Origin of the sequence: Pseudomonas sp. 32_A (genome assembly GCF_017490905.1) — a bacterium.
Classification (GTDB): Bacteria; Pseudomonadota; Gammaproteobacteria; order Pseudomonadales; family Pseudomonadaceae; genus Aquipseudomonas; species Aquipseudomonas inefficax.
This window is the reverse complement of record NZ_JAFGYI010000010.1, coordinates 1-19,167: the sequence shown is the minus strand read 5'-3', so window position 1 is coordinate 19,167 and position 19,167 is coordinate 1. Positions and strand designations below refer to the sequence as shown.

16 protein-coding genes and 2 pseudogenes are annotated in these 19,167 nt (G+C 54.8%); 11 read left to right on the top strand and 7 right to left on the bottom strand.

Features of this window, described 5'->3' with window-relative positions; genetic code table 11:
• Positions 1–98 precede the first annotated feature (98 nt).
• The 3 genes and pseudogenes from J5M58_RS08305 to J5M58_RS08295 all read right to left on the bottom strand — a co-directional run bounded on the left by J5M58_RS08305 (position 99) and on the right by J5M58_RS08295 (position 1,854).
• Positions 99–896 carry a carboxymuconolactone decarboxylase family protein gene (locus J5M58_RS08305; protein WP_207877824.1) on the bottom strand — a complete coding sequence of 266 codons (798 nt, stop codon included), beginning with the start codon at positions 894–896 and terminating at the stop codon, positions 99–101.
• Positions 883–1,362 (bottom strand): annotated as a pseudogene (locus J5M58_RS08300) (cupin domain-containing protein); the annotation flags it as partial. The gene J5M58_RS08305 and the pseudogene J5M58_RS08300, both read right to left, overlap by 14 nt.
• A 48-nt stretch (positions 1,363–1,410) precedes the next feature.
• The gene (locus J5M58_RS08295; protein ID WP_207877820.1) at positions 1,411–1,854 is read right to left on the bottom strand and encodes a cupin domain-containing protein; all 444 of its coding nucleotides are present in this window, start codon (positions 1,852–1,854) and stop codon (positions 1,411–1,413) included.
• Positions 1,855–1,957: 103 nt separating this feature from the next.
• Here J5M58_RS08295 and J5M58_RS08290 point away from each other — a divergent pair, with 103 nt between their 5' ends.
• Positions 1,958–2,848 (top strand): LysR family transcriptional regulator, encoded by an 891-nt coding sequence (locus J5M58_RS08290; RefSeq protein WP_207877819.1) that lies wholly within the window; start codon positions 1,958–1,960, stop codon positions 2,846–2,848.
• A 33-nt stretch (positions 2,849–2,881) separates the two neighbouring features.
• On the opposite strand, the gene J5M58_RS27870 is transcribed toward J5M58_RS08290, so the two are convergent.
• Both J5M58_RS27870 and J5M58_RS08280 read right to left on the bottom strand, forming a co-directional pair.
• Positions 2,882–3,421, bottom strand: a complete 540-nt coding sequence (locus tag J5M58_RS27870) for a cyclophilin-like fold protein (protein ID WP_243432259.1) — start codon at positions 3,419–3,421, stop codon at positions 2,882–2,884.
• Positions 3,422–3,466: 45 nt separating this feature from the next.
• Entirely contained in the window at positions 3,467–4,375 is a 909-nt protein-coding gene (locus tag J5M58_RS08280; protein ID WP_243432262.1) for an AraC family transcriptional regulator, read from the bottom strand.
• 262 nt (positions 4,376–4,637) lie between these two features.
• Between J5M58_RS08280 and J5M58_RS08275 the strand changes: the two genes are divergently transcribed.
• The gene (locus J5M58_RS08275; protein WP_112251792.1) at positions 4,638–5,666 is read left to right on the top strand and encodes an alpha/beta hydrolase; all 1,029 of its coding nucleotides are present in this window, start codon (positions 4,638–4,640) and stop codon (positions 5,664–5,666) included.
• A gap of 79 nt (positions 5,667–5,745) precedes the next feature.
• Positions 5,746–6,939 (top strand): MFS transporter, encoded by a 1,194-nt coding sequence (locus tag J5M58_RS08270; RefSeq protein ID WP_112251791.1) that lies wholly within the window; start codon positions 5,746–5,748, stop codon positions 6,937–6,939.
• A 220-nt stretch (positions 6,940–7,159) separates the two neighbouring features.
• Here J5M58_RS08270 and J5M58_RS08265 read toward each other — a convergent pair.
• A pseudogene (locus tag J5M58_RS08265) lies at positions 7,160–7,829 on the bottom strand (DUF421 domain-containing protein).
• 1,818 nt (positions 7,830–9,647) lie between these two features.
• On the opposite strand from J5M58_RS08265, the gene J5M58_RS08260 reads away from it, so the two are divergent.
• Positions 9,648–11,444 carry a DUF4209 domain-containing protein gene (locus J5M58_RS08260; protein ID WP_207877818.1) on the top strand — a complete coding sequence of 599 codons (1,797 nt, stop codon included), beginning with the start codon at positions 9,648–9,650 and terminating at the stop codon, positions 11,442–11,444.
• A 49-nt stretch (positions 11,445–11,493) separates the two neighbouring features.
• Here J5M58_RS08260 and J5M58_RS08255 read toward each other — a convergent pair whose 3' ends face one another.
• Positions 11,494–12,189: a DUF4145 domain-containing protein gene (locus J5M58_RS08255; RefSeq protein WP_207877817.1), complete on the bottom strand. Its 696-nt coding sequence runs from the start codon at positions 12,187–12,189 to the stop codon at positions 11,494–11,496.
• Positions 12,190–12,490: 301 nt separating this feature from the next.
• On the opposite strand from J5M58_RS08255, the gene J5M58_RS08250 reads away from it, so the two are divergent.
• From J5M58_RS08250 to J5M58_RS08220, 7 genes are all read left to right on the top strand, one after another.
• Positions 12,491–12,886, top strand: coding sequence for a hypothetical protein (locus J5M58_RS08250; RefSeq protein WP_243432258.1), 396 nt, complete (start codon positions 12,491–12,493; stop codon positions 12,884–12,886).
• Between the two features lie 14 nt (positions 12,887–12,900).
• Entirely contained in the window at positions 12,901–13,860 is a 960-nt protein-coding gene (locus tag J5M58_RS08245; RefSeq protein ID WP_207877816.1) for a hypothetical protein, read from the top strand.
• On the top strand, positions 13,847–14,527 hold the full coding sequence (locus J5M58_RS08240; RefSeq protein WP_207877814.1) for a hypothetical protein: 681 nt from the start codon (positions 13,847–13,849) through the stop codon (positions 14,525–14,527). Before J5M58_RS08245 ends, J5M58_RS08240 begins: the two co-directional genes overlap by 14 nt.
• Positions 14,528–14,615: 88 nt before the next feature.
• Positions 14,616–15,848 carry a HEPN-associated N-terminal domain-containing protein gene (locus tag J5M58_RS08235; protein ID WP_207877812.1) on the top strand — a complete coding sequence of 411 codons (1,233 nt, stop codon included), beginning with the start codon at positions 14,616–14,618 and terminating at the stop codon, positions 15,846–15,848.
• Between the two features lie 66 nt (positions 15,849–15,914).
• Positions 15,915–16,535: a hypothetical protein gene (locus J5M58_RS08230; RefSeq protein WP_207877810.1), complete on the top strand. Its 621-nt coding sequence runs from the start codon at positions 15,915–15,917 to the stop codon at positions 16,533–16,535.
• On the top strand, positions 16,535–18,430 hold the full coding sequence (locus J5M58_RS08225; RefSeq protein ID WP_207877809.1) for a caspase domain-containing protein: 1,896 nt from the start codon (positions 16,535–16,537) through the stop codon (positions 18,428–18,430). Before J5M58_RS08230 ends, J5M58_RS08225 begins: the two co-directional genes overlap by 1 nt.
• Before the next feature lie 56 nt (positions 18,431–18,486).
• The gene (locus tag J5M58_RS08220) at positions 18,487–19,140 is read left to right on the top strand and encodes an AAA family ATPase (protein ID WP_207877808.1); all 654 of its coding nucleotides are present in this window, start codon (positions 18,487–18,489) and stop codon (positions 19,138–19,140) included.
• Positions 19,141–19,167 lie beyond the last annotated feature (27 nt).

Here is a 19,167-nt window from a genome sequence, read left to right as displayed (position 1 = left end):
GGGCCATTTCCCATTGTCATAGGCGAGCTCGCAAAACAGCGGTAGGGCACTTTTGATTACCCAGAGCGTGCCACAGTTGATCATCTGTCCACGGCTAATCATCCCTCGGCAGTGCTTGCCACGTGTTTTTCTAGAGCATTTGCGGCTCGATCACCGGCCTGAGTGTCCACACTGTCACTCAAGGTTTGACAGAGATGACGTAGCTGCGGAATCGTAACTCCTGTATTTATGCTGATTCGCATGTGTGCCTGAAGCTGTGGCTCGACTCCTGCAAGCGCGGAAAGCATTCCCACTGTGGCCAGCTCACGCGTCTTCCAATCCAAGATATCTCGTTCGAATATGTCACCAAACAGGTGAGTGCGGAGGTATTGGTTAGCTATCGGGGCAAAATCGAACAGTGGCCCCTCAACCGGCGAACCCGACAACTTCGTCTGGTTAGCGGTACCTGCGGCCAACAGGGCGTCACCTTGAAGTATTGGACGGCTAGGTTCGCGACCTGGATCGTCAAAGATGCCGCGCTGTTTGCGTGATTCCAGCACCTGCATCAGCTCCGTCAGCGCGTTCAGAGATCGGGGGAAGCCGGCATAGGCGTAAAGTTGTACAAGCACCTCACGCAGTTCGCTGACCGTTAGTTTCAAATCCAAGGCCTGATCCAGAGCAGTGTTCAAGCGGGGCAAGTCACCAATGGCAGCAAGCGCGGCTACGACGACAACCGCTTGTTGTTGCTCGCTCAGCGACTTGGAATTTGATTGGGATGAAATGGGGTGGCTCATGACATTGCGCGTTCCGATTGGATCAGATGAGGCCATCTCCGTAGCGCCTAGTCCGATCATGAATGTGGTTGCTATCCCGGCATTGATCCACTTACTCAGCACGCGGCCCGCTGTATTGTTCATCGGTCACTTTCTCCAACCAGTGGACATTTTTGCCTTCAGCTGTCGCTGTAACAGCAAGGTGCGTCATGCTCGTTGTGGGGGCAGCTCCATGCCAATGCTTAATGCCTGGAGGGCACCACACGACATCCCCAGGACGAACCTCCTGGATAAGGCCGCCCCATTGTTGAGTCAGCCCTAACCCCGAAGTGACCACCAGCCGCTGGCCAGCAGGATGGGTATGCCATGCAGAACGTGCCCCCGGCTCAAATGTCACGAAGCTTCCCGAGGCGCTAATACCCGAGTCCGCAGGCCACACCGGATCAATCCGGACGTCACCGGTGAAGAATTGAGAGGGGCCAACCATAGAGGCCTGTTTACCCGCTCTGGTTATTTCCTGTTGGCGGGGTGAGGCATTTTCAGCTGCTTCGCTCGATGCGAGTAGCAAAGTAGAGAGGCATATCGCAGCTGTAATGGGGTGAGCATTCATGTTGGAAACCCTCATTGTCAGAGATCTTGGGTAGCACGTGACCTCAGCTCAGCCTTTTTCCAGCGGGCCACTCAGGTAGACAACGTCAGTCACTGGCTCCAGCCAATCGACGGCCTTGCCATCCATGTATTCATTGATCGCGACATGCTGCATAGCCGTAGTATCGGTCGCGCCATGCCAGTGCCGGCGTCCGCAGTTGCACCAGATCAGATCACCTGCGCGGATCTCGGTCTTCGGGCCATCTTCACATTGCGTCCAGCCCACCCCATCGGTCACTAGCAAGGCTTGGCCCAGAGGATGAGTGTGCCAGTGGGTACGAGCACCTGACTCGAAGTTGACCACCGCAACGCCAACTCTAGCGGGGGCAGGCGCTGTGAAGACGCGGTCGATGCGTACTCGCCCCGTGAACCATTCAGCAGGCCCTTGGATCGCATTGGCCGACCCTGCACGGTGGACTTGCATGGCCACGCTGGAAAGGTTGTTGTCCGCCATATTGTTTTAGCCTCCCAAAAATGTAATTGAGACAACTGTAGCGACCGCGCTTTAATTCGTGTATTAGCAAAATCAAGAAATCGGTTTGAAGCTGAGCTTAACAATGAAATCAGACAATCTGAGCGATCTGGTGGTCTTTGTGGCCGTAGCCAGGGAAAGTAATTTCACCCGGGCAGCGGCACGATTGGGTGTGTCACCTTCAGCCGTTAGCCAGACAGTAAGGGGTCTTGAGGAACGTCTCGGTGTTCGCCTCCTCACCCGCACCACTAGGAGTGTCACGCGAACGGAGGCTGGGGAGAAACTACTTCAAGATATCGCGCCGCTATTGGATCAGATCGATGGTCACCTGAATGGCCTGACCGAGTTCGGACAACACGCCTCAGGGACGGTGCGGATCACAGCCGATGAGTTCGCCGCCCGCCATGTTTTATGGCCGAAACTACAGCCGGTGATCGAGTCCTACCCGGATGTCACGATTGAACTTATGACCGATTACGGCCTGACTGACATCGTTGCCGAACGATTCGATGCGGGTGTACGTTTGGGCGGCATCATCGATGCAGATATGGTGGCTGTGCCCATTGGGCCGCCCATGCGGATGGTTACCGTAGCCTCACCCGCCTACTTGAAGCGGTATGGAGTACCCCGCCGCCCCGAGGAGTTGATGGCCCACAGGTGCATCAACCTGCGGTTGCCTACGCACGGCGGCCTTTATCCTTGGGAATTCACCAATGATGGCAGCGAGTTTCGTGTCCGGGTGCAAGGGCCCCTGATCATGAACAGTTCGTTGCAGATACTGGATGCCTGTCTGGCAGGGGTGGGTTTGGCCCAGGTGACCGATGTACACGCGCAGGAGCATATCGGCAGCGGTGCCCTTGAAGAGGTCTTGGCTGATTGGTCAGAATTCTTCCCTGGTTATCATCTTTACTACCCCACGCGCCGGCAGCAAACCGCTGCTTTCAGGGTTGTTCTTGAAGCACTCCGAAGCGAGTAGGAGCTTGCGTGATGTCAGATGTCCAGCTGGCTTTCAGTGTTGGGAAAATTCGACTCGGATATCGTCACTGCCAAGCATCTGCATCAGGCCGTCGGGGTTTTCAATGTTTCCGATAAGGGTGTAAGAGTAAGGCGTTTTGAATGTCTTGTAGAAGACCACCAGGGTCTTCGATCCATACAGCATGACGTCCCCTGCTTTGATCGTTCCTGGAACGCTCGCATCCTTGGGGAGTGATACCGCGAGATCGACATACTTTTCGTTACTGTTGAGATCGGCCATTTCGAGCGTCAGCGGTAACAACGAGGAGAAGGCACGAGCTGCCTCAGTGTCAGCCAACCTGATTTTGTAATGCCGCTCGCCTATTGACATCTGCATGCAGGGTCTCTCCTGTTGAGCTTTCGCTTCGCCGGCCTTCGCCGTTTGGAAATCAGATGCGCTGGCCGGAACTGTCTGAGCTAAACCAAGTGCCAGTAGTCCACCCACCCAAGCAAGGTGCTGCAGACCAGACCATCGATAGAGAGCGGCCTTTTCGGTTATTAGAGGTAAAGGCTTGTGGGGTGTGCTCCTTCTCATTGCATCTCCTAGCATCCTGGGTTGGGCGACGTCTTATAGGCTGGATCAGGGTGCGTTGGGCGTGGAGGCAGCTGACCTTTCCGCACCTAAACGCAGCTCCGCGATATCGCGTTTTGGAGGCGTGCCGAACTGGCGCCCGTACTCACGGCTGAACTGCGATGGACTTTCGTAGCCGACCTTGAATGCGGCGGTCGCTGCATCGAGGTGTTCGTTGAGCATCAAGCGTTTTGCCTCGTTCAACCTCAACCATTTCTGGTATTGCAGTGGACTCATTGCGGTGAGCTGTCGGAAGTGCTGATGGAATGTCGAGAGGCCCATCTGTACCTGAGAGGCCAGCTCGTCCACCCGCAGAGGCTCGGCGTAGTTAAGCTTCATCCAGTCGATGGCCTTTGCGATTCGATGACCCTTGCTGCCAACGGAGGCGATATAGCGCAGGAGAGGGGCTTGGTCACTTAGCAGCAACCGATAATGGATCTCTCGCTGAATCAAGGGCCAGAGTACCGGGATCGCATCGGGCTCCTCCAACAGCTCAATCAGGCGGGTGAAGCTCTCCAACAGCTTCTGGCCCAGTCCACCAACTCCAGCGCTGGTGTGAAAGGACTGACCGCTCACAGGAGGGCGACCATCTTGCGCGATCAATTCGGCCAGTGTGCGCAAATCGAGCTTGAACACCAAGCCAAGACAGGGCGCTTCCTCGCTGGCCATTGTCACCGCCGAGTTGGCGGGAATGTTTAGCGAGGTGACCAGAAAACGAGTCGTGTCGTATGGGAATACGTCACCGCCGATAACCATTTCCTTTGCCCCTTGCGCAACCAAAACAATGCTTGGTTCGACAATGCACGTAATCGGTGGGGCTGGTGCGTTGCGTCGATAGACGCTTAGGCCTGCAATGCTCGTCGCGAAATCTCCAGCGGTGGGCGCGTGGGCACCGATGACCCTGCACAGTGTGGCCATTGGGGTCGTGCGTGAAGGCGGGAGTGCGGTTGCGGGCATGGTGAGCGTTCCGATCAGCGTGTAGCGAAACACTACTCGCGCGTCGCTTTCAGTGTCCATGCCCAGCCAACCAGGTCTGGACAATTGGGCAAGAAAACTACCGGTTTGCTCTACTGATGTGCTGGTTCACGCGAGGAACATAGGTGGCAGATGAGATGACTCTAGCGTCCGTGAGCGATGTCCTCTCACATTCCTTCCATTTCGAGCAGACAGGAAGATGTGCATGAAGTCTTTGTTCGTTGCGTTTGCCTTGATGGTCAGTTCACTCACTGCGGGAGCCGCCGATATGTCTCATGGGGCCAACAATTTCTACCAGAGTGAGCAGGTTTCACTCGAGCGTGTCACCTTCAAGAACCAGTTCCAGATGACCACTGTCGGTAATCTGTATCTGCCCACAAAACAGAGCGTCAACGCCAAGCATCCCGCAATCATCGTCGGGCACCCGATGGGGGCGGTCAAGGAGCAAAGCTCGAATCTTTATGCCCAGAAGCTGGCAGAGCAGGGCTTCGTCACCTTGGCCATCGATCTGTCGTTCTGGGGCGAAAGTGACGGGCGTCCGCGCAATCTAGTGTCGCCGGACATCTATGCCGAAGACTTCAGTGCGGCGGTTGACTATCTCGGTGCTCAAGGTTTCGTTGATCGGAACCGTATTGGCGTGCTGGGTATCTGTGGCAGCGGCAGCTTTGCCATCAGTGCGGCGAAAATTGATCCACGCATGAAAGCGATTGCAACGGTCAGCATGTACGACATGGGTGCCGCCAACCGCAATGGACTCAAGCATGGCGTCTCGGTCGAACAGCGCAAAAAGGCTATCGCCGAAGCAGTAGCCCAGCGTGATGTCGAGTTTGCCGGAGGCGAAACTAAGTACACCAGTGGCACGGTGGATCAGCTAACTGAGAGCTCTAATGCCATCGAGCGGGAGTTTTACGACTTTTACCGCACACCTCGTGGTGAGTTCACTCCCAAAGGGCTGTCGCCGCTTCTGACGACGCACCCGACGCTAACCAGTAACGTCAGGTTCATGAACTTCTATCCGTTCAATGACATCGAGACGATCTCGCCTCGTCCCATGTTGTTCATCGCAGGAGAGGAGGCTCATTCCCGGGAGTTCAGCGAAGAGGCGTATCGCCTTGCCGGCGAACCCAAGGAACTCGTGATTGTCCCGGGCACTGGCCATGTGGATCTGTACGACCGCGTAGAGATGATCCCCTTCACCAAGCTGACAACTTTCTTCCGCGAAAACCTCAAGTAAAAGGGTGTTGTTTCCAGGCCCAGCACCACGCAGGGCGTGGGCATCCGTGTCTTTTGAAATTGCTACAACGAGAATTGCCATGAGCAGCCCAGCAATACCCCTTCAACACTCAAACCGTCAGGTCTGGAGCGCTGTCCTGGCGATGTCGCTCTGTGCTTTTGCCTTGGTGGCTTCTGAGTTTCTGCCTGTGAGTTTGCTCACACCAATTGCATCCGATTTGTCACTGACTGAAGGCCAGGCCGGGCAGGCCATCTCTATATCGGGTTTCTTTGCTGTAATCACCAGCCTGTTACTAGCCACCGTAACCCAAGGGATCGACCGCAAGCCTGTGCTGCTGGCCACGACGGCGCTTATGCTAATTTCCGGGGGCATGGTGGCCTTTGCCCCTGACTACCTGACGTTGATGGTTGGGCGTGCCGTGCTTGGGATTGCCATTGGTGGTTATTGGTCGATGTCCACCGCAGTGATGATGCGCATCGCGCCCGAGGCACTCGTTCCGAAGGCTATTGCTGTGATGCAGGGCGGTACAGCCTTGGCTACGGCAATTGCGGCGCCAGTTGGGAGCTATCTGGGTGGCATGGTCGGCTGGAGAGGGGCATTCTTTTGCGTGGTGCCTTTGGCTGCACTGGCGTTGATCTGGCAAGCCTTCACGCTGCCGGCAATGCCGAGTGAGCGGATTCAAATATCGGCCACTGGCTCGCTGCGCCTGCTTGGGGATAGCAAGGTTGCCCTTGGCATGGCCGCAGTTGCGTTTCTCTTCATGGGGCAGTTCACCCTCTTTACGTATCTGCGGCCCTTCTTGGAGACGGTCACGCATGTAGATGTGCCCACTCTCTCGCTCTTGCTCTTGATCATCGGTGCCGCAGGCTTGGTAGGCACCATGCTAGCCGGCTCTCTTGTTAGTCAAAGTCTGAACAAGGTTTTGGTTGGAATACCGTTGATCATGACTGCCATCGCATTCGCCATAGTCGTCGTTGGTAGCTGGCTTGTTCCAGTCGCCGCAGTGCTGGGGCTGTGGGGGCTGGCCGCGACCTGTGCACCGGTGGGATGGTTTACCTGGTTGGCCAAGGCATTGCCACACGATGCAGAAGCTGGTGGTGGGTTGATGGTCGCAGTAATTCAGTTGGCTATCACTGCTGGTGCAACTGCAGGAGGGATGCTGTACGACGGGATGGGTTATCAGGCTACCTTCATCGCCAGCGGCATATTCTTGCTCATTGCAACCGCACTCAGTGTTGTCACAAGCCGTTGGCGTGGCGCGGCATGCACGTAGAACGGTGGACCAGCCTACTTAAGCGTGCAGCAAAGACGACAGTAACAATCAGGTACCATGAGTCGGCGGATAAAAGAAAGCCCGCTGCTAGGCGGGCAAGGGAGCTTCTATCACACGTAGGGATAGCTAACGTTCCCACACCGCCTGTGAAAAGTACGTGAATAAACCCGTCGGTGAAGGCGATGCCTGTCCAATCTCCGCGATCTTGAGTGGATGTGCTCTAGCGGTTGCGTATGGTATTCAGTGCAGGTGACCAGACGTTATGTCCGCAGCGTTCACACACGACTGAGTCTTGAGGTTCATAGAAGGTTGGGAAGCCGCAGCTGACGCAACAATGTAAGCCCGCGTTCGGCGGTGCCAGGTACTCTGGACGATGTTCGACTGGGAGCACCGACAGCCCTGGCCAGGTATCATCTGGCCCATAGAAATACAGGCTGATATCGCCATCGGTTTCCAATAGGCCGAGTCGAACTTGGCCGAGATGCTCCACGCCTTGTTGGCGCAGTTCCATGAAGAGCTCGTTGGATGAGATGTTCAAATTTCGCAGCGAATGGATCTCGTACATTCCGTCCTTTACTACCGTGATGGGCAACCCATCGATCCAGGCCTCGCATGTTCTGCTGCGTCTCATCATGTAGACGGTTCCGCGATAGAGCAGCAAATGGGAGGAGGGGTACATCTTCATAAAAGGTAACATCGCCTGCGGCTGAGCCCAAGGTGAGGATCACCACGAGCTCGAATCGGGAAAGCTGCCTAATTCCACGTCGACCACTGAATTTCAGAAAGAAGAACACGGCTAGAAACGCCGCTGAAACGCGGACGGCGACCTCCAAGAGAAAGGTCAGCGGGAACTCGCCAATGAGCATTTGGGAAATTTTCAAGGCACGCATCGACCGACGCACTTGGCTGAACGTTAACTGCTCGATTTTCAGGGCGGTTTCTGAGGCACTCGGAAGCACTTTATCGCCCCTAGCTGCCTCAGCAATTGCGCCACGTAGCCGTCGAATCATTGCCTGGGCAGTTCCTGTCGGCATTCCTTTCGATGATCGATTTTCCGGCAGTGTGTAAGCATCAGGAAGTGCCTCCCTGATCGAAATCCCTCGTGATTGAACGTAGTCTTTCAGGATCAAAACGAATTGAAGGCATAACGGCCTATGGGTTTCCAGAGGTGCTCCAGGGTTGTCGATGAACACCCAGGGGCTGCAGCGAGGCGGATCACCAGGCTCAGGTGATCGCGGATAAGTCATAAATTGGCTCAACAAACCGACATGCTGGGCGTCTGGGGACAAATCGGCCAAAGGAATCGTCGTGAATCTCGCCACAGCCAGTACGAACCTGCAGAGCTGGAGCTCAACATCAAACTGGCACTTGCTCTGAAGATATGCGAATAGCCAATCAATTTCGTGGGACAAAAAGTTAGCGGTTTCCAAGCCCTTGCTATCGGGGACTTCCGGTGATTTAGCCATAGCGGGCGCTGGCTGCTCCCGGACGCCAATTCGATTCAAGTAACTGAGGAAGCCATAGGTGATGCCGCGCACTTGTCGCATCACCGTGCTCACGATCGGAGCGTCAGGATCGCGTCGATAACACGGGCGCCAGGCTGGATTAATTGGCTGGGCAGTGAGCACAGGCTGTCCAGCGGAATTGAATCGACTGCCTGCCGGACTGCGACTGATCCAGTTGCAATCCGGTTGACTAATGAAGCCTAGGAATTCCGTGAAGGCAGCGTTATCCCATTGGGTGATTGGGCGCCGGTCTACGAGAAAGCTCCAGTTTAGGGCCATCTGGAGGACGGCTGAGTAATCCGAGTATCGGCCAGGCCAAGGTGTACGCTTGATACGCATCGACTCCAGAATGAAGTCCGCTGCGTGACGGCACATCTCAACAGGGAGACAGGACTCATCAACCTTCGATAAGCGCTCCAAGACGTGAATGTTTGCAGGGAAATCCAGGCCGTCGTTTATACAGCGCACGAACGTCGGCATGGTAGGAAAGATCGGAAACGGGCTCAGCGTCCGGGTCATGGGCAGTCATGGTTCTGATATGTCGGAGTCAGTGTAGACAATGAATGCTAACGGCCGGCCAGCTCAGAATCCCGGCGATCATTCGAAGAAGGATGGCACGCTTCGGACGTCGTTTGTCGGCAGGCAAGACGCTCCCGATGGGGGGCGCTTGATGGATCGTGAAGAGGAGTATGCTAGGGAATCAGTTGGCTCTGACATTTGGGATTTTCACGCCTAGATCGTCCAGCTTCAAAAAATGGGTCAGAGAAGCGCTGGGTTAGGCGATGGAGGGCAAAGCCTTGATTTTCCGATGCTCACGGTTTCCAGGTTTAGAAAATTTCCGTCCAGGGATTACGAAACGCTGACAGCGTGTACGTTGCTCGCCCAATACGTCATTTAACAAGTGGGCGATGTAATATGTTCATGAGAAGCTCACGTGCCCCGAAATTGCTTACTCAGCTCTCTGGAAATTAGGTCGATTGTTCATCGATTGATGTTCATAGAACTAGTCTCCCCACCCGCTTTCGGCCAGCGGCCTGCGCGCTTCGCTTGCATCGGCACAAACCGTGTACCACTCCACAGTGGCTGATGGCGTGATCGGAAGCTTGGCTTTTCTGACTGGTTCATCGTAAAACGTGCGTTCCTTTCGATTCGTGAGAGAACGTCGTGCCGGAGCATAGCCCTCGTTACCCTGAAGATACCCCCTTGAAGGTCGGTGCGTTTTGCATAACCGATTTCGAGCAGGCCACTTCTAACATTGAGCCGACTTATTCGGCCCTGTCCGGGGCGATAACAGGACTGGCAAAGGCCGCCTCGGAGGCCCAGGAGTTTGAGGCAGCGAGGGTCTGGTGGCTGTTGGCGGAGCTCTGCATGATGATGCTGGAAACTACCAACAGAAATGAACCGTTCAGACCCTATCTACTCATTGGCGACCGGCATTCGATGTCTCCGGCCACCATGCTCGACGAAGAGTACTTGTTCTTAAAGGATTTGGTCGACGGCCTTCCTGACGGTCTCTTGAAGGCGAGGGTCTCCGATCTCCTCTGGATTACTCCTCGCCTCAAGCACATTCGGCATGCGCGAGCCGCCATAGATGGCTATGCGACGCTGCCATTGAATGATGAGGTTTGGTACCAAGAAGGTAGAGAGTGCTTCCAGAGGGCGTTGTCCCTGGCCAAGATGATTGGCCAAGGTGCTGAGGGGCGGCTCGCGAACCTTACGCAGATAATCATGGATGCAATCGAACAGGCGGTTCAGAAGGAGCTGGCATTTGCTGTCGGGCTGGTCGAGACGGTCATTGAGTACCGGCTTGAACATCCCGATGTGCCTGAATTACCCGAAAAGATGGCTGAGCTTGGCCACCGCTTTATGAGCAAGAAGGATGTATTTAGGGCTCGTCGTTGTTTCGAGATGGCGGGTCGAGGTTTCGCCTTCTTTGATCGCGGCTTGCTTGCTGCAAAAATGACGGTGGCCGTTGCTGAGACTTGGGTGTCAGAGGCCGAGCTAAGAGGGGAGCAGACGCACCCGATTGTGGCGCAAAACGCTTTAGAGAATGCTCTTCAAATCTACCGATCTGTTCCAGGGACATTTCGCGCCGAGCTAGCTATCGATAAGGTTCTGCCTGTTCTCCGCAAGAGAATTGCAGAGACCGGTGCCCAAGTGGTTGAGCAGATGAATCTGATCTCAACTCGGACAGACATCACAAAACTGGTAAAGCGTACTAAGCGTCTAATTGAAGGCCAGTCGTTCGGTACTGCCCTCTATAATTTCGCAAATATGTACCCCTTTTGCTCACCCGCTGAATCCCGGCAGGGAGCGCTGAAGTCACTACGTACTGGGATAGTCAGCTCCCTGACTGAAGCAGTCTTCTTCGATGAAACTGGCAGAGTGATTGCCAGGCGTCCTCCGCTGTCTTTCGGAACCGAACTGACTGAGGAGGACGAGTACACAGTCCAGGCCAAGATGGTCAGCGAACATTTGCACACCATCAAGCTTACGGTGAGGGGGGGCGTTTTGCCGGCACTCGCGATCATCTCAGAAGCACACTGCATCAAAGAGAGCGACATGGTTCAACTGGCTAAGGCGTCGTCACTCGTGCCTCCTAATCGAGCGCAGATGATCGGGAAGGGATTGTACTGGGGGTTCGTAGGGGATTTTGGCATGGCAGCCCATTTCCTCATTCCTCAGATGGAGGCGATCATTCGACACAGAATGAAGGAGGCAGGTCTCAACACTTCGACGACCAGTGCTGATGGAATCGTTACCGAAAATGGATTGAGCACTCTCATGGACGTCGAAGGGGTAGCAGAGCTGCTTGGCGATGACGTAGCTTTCGAAGTCCGAGCGGTGTTCTGCAGTCCATATGGCCCAAATCTCAGAAATACCTTTGCGCATGGGCTGCTTGACGACGACCAGATCTATGCAGAATCAATCGTCTACGCTTGGTGGTTCATGCTCAAATATATCTCAGGGCCATTCTGGGCGTCGGTGCCGAGGGTTTAGCTCTGGCTGTCACCTCATGGCGAGATCTGACGGAGTGTTGAGGCGGAGGTCACGGAGCAGGAGTAGTGGGGAACTCCTGCTCGTACAGTCTCGGATTGACGTAAACGTCTCTGAGAAGGTGCTCAAGAATGTTCATGGCCAAGGCTAGCTGCGAAGCCTTCTGTGCCGTCAACTCGTGTGCAGCCTCGTTTCCGAGCCCTCTTACCTTGTGCAGGATCTTCGCGTTCTGAGGGTTCAGGATTCCTCGGGACGCCAAGTCTTCAATTTGAAGGTGGAGGTTTTTCCCCTTGGCTTGCTTCTCCTTGCATACGCCTTCCAGGAGTGCGCGCATCCCAATCGCGGCCAGCACGGGCAGCCCCCCAGAAAGTGCTTTCAGAGATTCGTCATAGATAGCTTTGAGAGAAGGGGGAAGCCACCAGACGTCAAGTCCTAGCTTGCCGACCCCCTCCATCCGCGGTGGGTAGAGGCTTTCAATGACAGACGGCTGCAGGTGTCCATCGTCATCATAATCGCGGTCTTCTGAATCGCCAGAGGCCATGCGAAACGAAAACGTTTTGCAGCCTTGGCATTGGACGATCTGATTGTCGACCCACCACTCATGGAAATTGTGCTGGTCTTCACGAGAGGACTCGACACAAGCTGAGCAAACCACGCGGTGAAACGTCTTTGAACAACATTTGCCGCAAGGCAGTTCGAGTTCATGGCCTTCACTGGCGTGCAGGATGTATTTGGTCGATGTCTTCATCGTGCCCATTACCTAGGGGATTGTTCAGAACATACCTTGCCTTCTCCATGAGGGCTAGGTTTGCAGGCATAACGACACCAGCTGATTGAGCTTTGCGTTTGGGTATTCCACGCTGTCCGCAGTCGTTTACCGTAATGCTGGCGAAATGGTATTGTCCAGGCATTGTCGCCTTTCGCGACTTGCCGGCACAGGAGACGCCAGCTTGGGAGCTCTGCATACAATGTCGCCCTTTCTATCTAGATTTGCGACGCCTAGAACAGGAGAGGACAGTATCCCGGGCTTGTATTCCCCGGAGCTCCAGATGTGGGCGGTTCAGGCCCAGGATGGTGAAGTCCCGATCATCGCCGACGGTGCTCTGAACGAGCTGATGACTAAGACTAAGGTCAACGCCGAGCAAGATGATGAGGCGTGCTGGCAGATTGAGTTGCTGACTAAAACCTATCAGAAGGTCGAAAGCGATGACGACGATCCTAGTCCCTATCGTGGACATTCGGCAGATCTGGGCGGTTTGCGTAGTTCCGATTCCGCTAACCACCTGCTGCAGCTCGTGACCAAAACTGATGCGGTCACTGAGAGAGACGATCGGTGCAATGCCAACCACATCCTTGAGCTGATCACGAAAACCAATGTCGAGCTGGAGCGTGATGACAATGGTGATCCTACGTTCGGCTTGGACACACGTTACTACTCAGACTGATCTGGAAGCGCATCATGCTGCTGTTGGTGACAAATCGCCGTGATATCACGATGGACTACGTGGTTGCTGAGCTTCGCCGGCGCGGTCAGCCTTTTTCCCGACTCAATACCGAGCTGCTGCCCGAAGCGCTGTGCTCAATGGCAGACTCTCCGAGAGATGCTTGGTCTATTTCACTGGACGGGGTGGTTGTTCGTGGTTCGCAGATAACTGGCGCCTATTTTCGTAGACCAGGAGCTCCTATTGTACCGGACACGGTCGCAGATCCTGGCGAGCGGGCCTACGCTGAAGCAGAGTGGAGTAGCTTTCTCAAAAGCCTCTACTCCCGATTAGAGGGACGGTGGCTGAACTCCCCCACCAAGATCTTTATGGCTGAGGACAAACCGATGCAGCTCCTGCTCGCGCAGGAGATTGGCTTCAATGTCCCCCAAACTTTTGTGACGAATGACATTTCCTGCGCTCAAGCTATCAATGCACTCGGCAAGGCTATAGGTAAGCCCCTTCGGCAGGCGGTGTTGGCGGGTGAAACGGAGCGAGTAATCTTCACCTCCCGACTTGCTGAGATTGAGGATGATCAGGCGGAAGCAATCAGGCTGACCCCATTCATTGTCCAGTCAGAAATTTTGAAGCAATACGATGTCCGAGTGACTGTCGTGGGTGAGCGCGTCTTCGCGACGGCGATCTGGTCACAAGATAACGAAGAAACGGAAACAGACTGGCGGAAGGGTAGTCGGCCTGATCTTCGCCACGAAAAGATAGTTCTTGAGCGCCGTATTCAGCTTCAATGCGTGACCCTCGTTAGGCGCCTTGGCCTCCGATACGGCGCCATCGACTTGGTTTGCGATCGAGAGGGCAAATTGTGGTTCTTGGAGATCAACCCGAACGGGCAGTGGGCCTGGATCGAGAATTTAACGGGCTATCCAATTGCTTCAGCGATCGTAGACGAGCTGACGGGGAACACAATTGTCCAATCTTAAAGATCGGCTCCGTTGGCTATGGCCGACTATCATCTCATTGTCACCTGCTGAACAAGCCGCAGATTCAGCGTGGAAGCAACAAATTGGTGAGTCAGTTCAGGAGGGGGATTGGACGACCGAGAGCGACGTCGTGCTCGACGAATCTCGCCGGCTATTCGATGCAGAGGTTGACCGTCGCAAGGGGGCTGACGCTAAAGCAGGTATTTACCTCGCCGCCATTACGGCGCTGATACCTGTCCTAGTGTCCCTACTGCCAACTCTGTGGAGCGGCAAATTTAGCAAATGGCTGAGCGTTGTGGGGCTGCTGCTTTTTGGGTTGGCGGTCGCCTTCCTGCTGAGCGCAGGGGCATGGGCGTTCAAAACGCTGAAAGTTGCAGGTTTCGCTCAGCTAGGCCCAGGGGAGTTAGCCAGCACCTGGAAAGAAGGATCGCCTAAAGCGAGCTTAGCAAAACAGCTCGCCCGCGCTGTTTTACATAACTATTCGCTGGTCAATGAAAAAGTGACCGGCATCAAAATGACCCATGAGTTCCTGCTTCGGGCCTTCTTGACCTTCACAATTCTCTTGGTGCTCCAGGTGGTGTGGCCGATTGGCGCCTGGGTAGTTGAGGAAAGCACCAAGATAATGGGGGCTCCAGCCGCAGCTCCCCTGATCATGTGCTATTCGTGACCACAGGCCCTGATGGATGGTCGCTAAAGGCCCCAGTGTCCCTAAGATTTTTCATCCTGCATTGTTTTGTGAATGAGGAGGCCGGTGTATGGGTGGAGTCAAGAGGATGATGGAAGAGGACATGGAACGCGGTTTCTCGCGAGTCGAGGACACGTTCGTATGCGTACGCTGCATCGAAGATGACGGCCTCAAAGCCTTTGTCAAGAAACAATCGGTGCGAGGAATTTGTAGCTATTGCGACCAAAACCGACGCGTCGTTGACATGAATGATGTGATCGAGCACGTTGTCGCAAGCCTCTCATTAGAGTGGGGCGACGCTGCTAACGAGGGACTTGCTTACGAAACCCGGGAAGGAGGATGGCAGGGGCGGGTTTACGGCACTTGGGAGCTTTTGTATAACTACGGCCCCGAGTGCTCGCAAGAGGTGTTTAATACTCTCGCTGGATCCATATACGATGTGGCATGGTGCGAGCGAGATCCCTATTCATTACCAATAGATAGAACTCTGGTTTACGGTTGGCAGAGTTTCAGTAAGTTCATAATTCACACCGCGCGATTTGTGTTTTACAAAGCTATTAATACTTCGTATGCGGCTGACCAGCACGATGAGATGAACCCGGTCGACATCCTTGAAACGCTGGGGAGCATAGTCAAAAAACTCGACTTGGTTGCAGTAGTGCCCGCAGGCCAGCCGATTTTTCGCGTTCGCATCGTCGATCCTGAAACTCAACTCACCAGATCATGTGAGCTTGGGCCTCCACCAGCTTCTCATGCCAATATGCCGAATCGGATGAGCCCCGTTGGCATTCCCATGTTTTACGGTGCGTTTGATCAAGAAACGGCTATTCGTGAAACCTACGACCCAGCTGGAGATACCTTAAAGAAGGCTGCGACCGGAGAGTTTGCGCCTATTAGGGATCTTCGAATTGTTGATCTATCCCGATCTTTTTTTGTACCGAGTCTGTTCGATCCTGTACTTCAGACATTCAGGCCATACTTCAGCTTCATGCGAGACTTCATTGAGGACTTCACCAAGCCGATCGAGCGAAGCGATCGTGCCCATGCTGAATACGTTCCGACGCAAGTCGTCACCGAATATTTTCGACACGTCTACCGCACCGTGGATGATCATCAAATCGACGGGATCATCTACCCGAGCTCAAAGACAGGGAGCAATGCAATCGTCATTTTCGCAGATGCCTCGGGGTGCATCGACGCTGGGGATCCACCCAATGAACGCGCGCTGTTACGGCTCAACAGGGCATTTGACGTTGATCTGTCTGGCTTCGCCGCGGTCCGTGATGACGATGATATTTTCTGACTTGCTTCCCAGTTGCTGGCGGCGACGCAGTCTGCACGGCCAGACTTGATCAGTGAGGATTGAGACATGAAGGATAAGGGCCATCCTTTCCCGTTTGACGCTCAGGCGGAACTCGTCATGAAAACGTTCATGAAAGCTACAGGGGATAGACTCGACCAAGCGCGCAGGCAAGTGGGTGGCGGCGATGAAGTACAGCACTTCAGTCACGGAGGATCGTGGCAGTCACATCACAGCTATGCCCCGGGCCGGGTCGACCAGATGAAGACGATTAAGCACGAAACAAGGTTGCGCCTCGAGGACATTATGGAGGGTCGGCTCGACGTCATCGAACGCACAGTCGATGAGATAGCCAACAGCATGGCGGACAGCTATGCCAAAGCGTTTTACCAGATGATCTCCGATACGTGTGAGGAGAGCGGTAACATCATTGATGGCTCCACAGGGAGCCTGGGCGAGCAGATGCTCAAGGCTATCGAGCAAGTCGAATGCTCGGTGGGTCGGGATGGCCAAGTATCCCTCCCAGAATTCCGCATGCACCCCAGCCTCGTCAAACGCCTACATTCTGATCCTTCGCTCCAAGATCCAGCACTGCTGGCGAGGGCCGAGGAGATTAAGAAGCTCAAAATCGCCCAGGCGTTGGCAGAGGAAACCGCACGGAAGTCTAAATTTCGGAGCAGGGAGCAGTAATGGCGAAAGTTCTGTTGTGCATCGGTTGTGACAATTACGAGGCCCTTAATAAGCTGTCTGGAGCCGAGCGTGACGCGTTTACTATCCATACGGTGCTTTCCACAGGGCCATTGAGCAGTATCCGGCCAGCGGACGCCTATCTGCTCAGATCTCCGGCCCGGCATCAACTGGACGCAACGCTGCTTGATATTCAAGACAGGTACGATGAGATTGAGAGTTTCACGCTCTTCTTTGCAGGCCATGGCGGAGAAGCCAATGACAGTTATTTCCTGTGCCTGAGCGATACCCGAGGTGATCGCCTTTCAACCACAGGGTTTGCCCTAAGTCGTCTGTTCGAGTACTTCAACGAGCTCAAAGCTGCTCACTGTAACGTCATCATAGATGCCTGCAACGCAGGCGGTATGGTTTCCAACCTAGGCATCCTGCTGAAGCCCGAAGTGATCGGTAAAGCCAAGACATTCGGCGTTTCATTTTTTGTGTCGTCCGCGGCAGATCAGTACGCTGGCGAGACCAGTCGTGGTGGGTATGGAACCCTCGCGTTACTCAAAGTGCTGGGTGGAGAGATCGACACGGGTTCCCGGGCCAGGATGCTCGATCTGTTGGATATAGGCCGACCCGCTGCGCAGTATGTGGCAGAACAGACCCAGGGAGGGCAAATGCCATCCGTATGGGGCGTCAATCTCTACGGTCACATGCCGCTGTTTGGCAATCCGCATGCTACCGAGAATCCAACATCCTCTTTGCTGGCGATCACTGGGATCATACCCACATCCCCAGCTGGACAAGCCATCAGCAGCCATTCCGCCGAGCTCTACACGCTCGTGTTCGCCCCGGAACACGAGCTCACCCCGGATAAACTTTTTCCTGTCCTCACCAAATTCGTTGATCGCTTGGCCGACATACCCAACTCAGCAGGCGCCTTCATTGGCGGGATATGGCAATCATTGGAGAAGAGCGCAAGGCGTCACGCCAACAGCTTCTCGCGAGTAGAGCTGAGCGCGACATGTGTGGCTCTGCTCCTTCAGTCGTCCCATAAGGACAGCACCGCGCGCAACTGCATTGTGGGACTTGCCCACGAGATTGTAGGGGATGTTGAGCAGCTGCTTTGCGATATCGTCCATGCACTTCGAGAGAATCCCACCTCGTTGTGCCGTCATGGTATTCCCGACCTGTTCTACCTTCCGCAGCGCATATCGCGGGTTTTGGGCTGGGCGGGCGCTGCGGTGCATCTGGCTCGTGAACTCGGCATCTGTGATGCTCCACTCAAAGAAGCACTGGAGCACCTGAGCGCTCTTCTGCTGGAGCACTATGCCAGCACGTGTGCTGGTATGAGCGAAGACGAAGCTCCGTACTGGGTCGCGTTCCTTACAGCCATCAAAACCGATGACCTGAATGGTCTTGGCGAGCTAGTCGTTAGCACGCTGATCAACGCTCTCGTTGAGCATCAGGGCCGGCTTGCTAGGCCCTTGCTGCCGGCAGCGGATGTGTATGCGTATCTCAAGGCACGCGCAGACAAGGACTCAGCTGCTTTGGAGCCCTTGAGCAACTCGCCCTCTGAAACACTGGCGCTTGTCCTGCTCATCAGTGGGCGACACTCGCTGGAGGAGGAATTGGACTACAACCTGGCGAGTCTCGATCACGCGTACCTCAACATCTTCATCCCGCAAAGCTATCTGGAGTTCAGTCAGCCATTCGTTCCTAATGGCATAAACCATGTGTTCCAGATCGGCCACAAGGTTTGGACGGTGGCCGATGTTGCTCAGCGTTGGACGGATGTGTGCAAACCGCAGATGGATAATGACCTGTCGCTTCGAGACCCTGCGACGCGGATTGGCGCCATTTGCGCATCATTGCTTTTCCCGAATCGAGTGCCCTGGTTTCTACTCAACGATTGAGGCCCCGACCGAGTTACGTTGAGTAGGTACCGTTTTCGCCGAAGGAATGACGAGCCATGATCACCAGAATTCACATCCGTGGTTACCGCATCTACAAGGATTTCAACCTTCTCCCCAACCCGAAAATGAACATTTTGGTTGGGGGCAATGACGCCGGTAAGTCTACCCTTATGGAAGCGGTCTCCCTGGCCCTGAACGGCCGTATCGGGGGCCGGAGTATTCTTGAAGAATTGAACCCGCACTGGTTCAACACCGAGCTCGTGCAAGAATTTCTAGCGCAGCGAGCCGCTGGCAGGAAGCCCGCACTGCCAGAAATTCTGATAGAGCTTTACCTCCGCGATGATGATGAATTGCAGGTGCTATGTGGTGCCGTCAACACAGCCGTCCCGACCCATGCATGCCCTGGCGTGTTTTTGAGGATATACCCTAACGAAGAGTACCAAGACATGCTTGATGATTGGCTCAAAGCCCCTAACGCCTTGCTGCCAGTTGAGTACTACGCATGCGAATGGCGCTCATTTGCTGACCGAGAACTGACCAAGCGCCCGCGGGTGTTGTCGGTAGCAACCATCGATTCCAGGACGGTCAAATCATCAGCGGGGGTGGATTACCTGCGGATTCCACGCGCATTTGGACACCCATTCCACGAACACTTGGACAGCGATTCCACGCTGACTTGGACACTCATTCCACGAGCACTTGGACAGTGATTTCTCACTGATCCGACCCTCACTCAG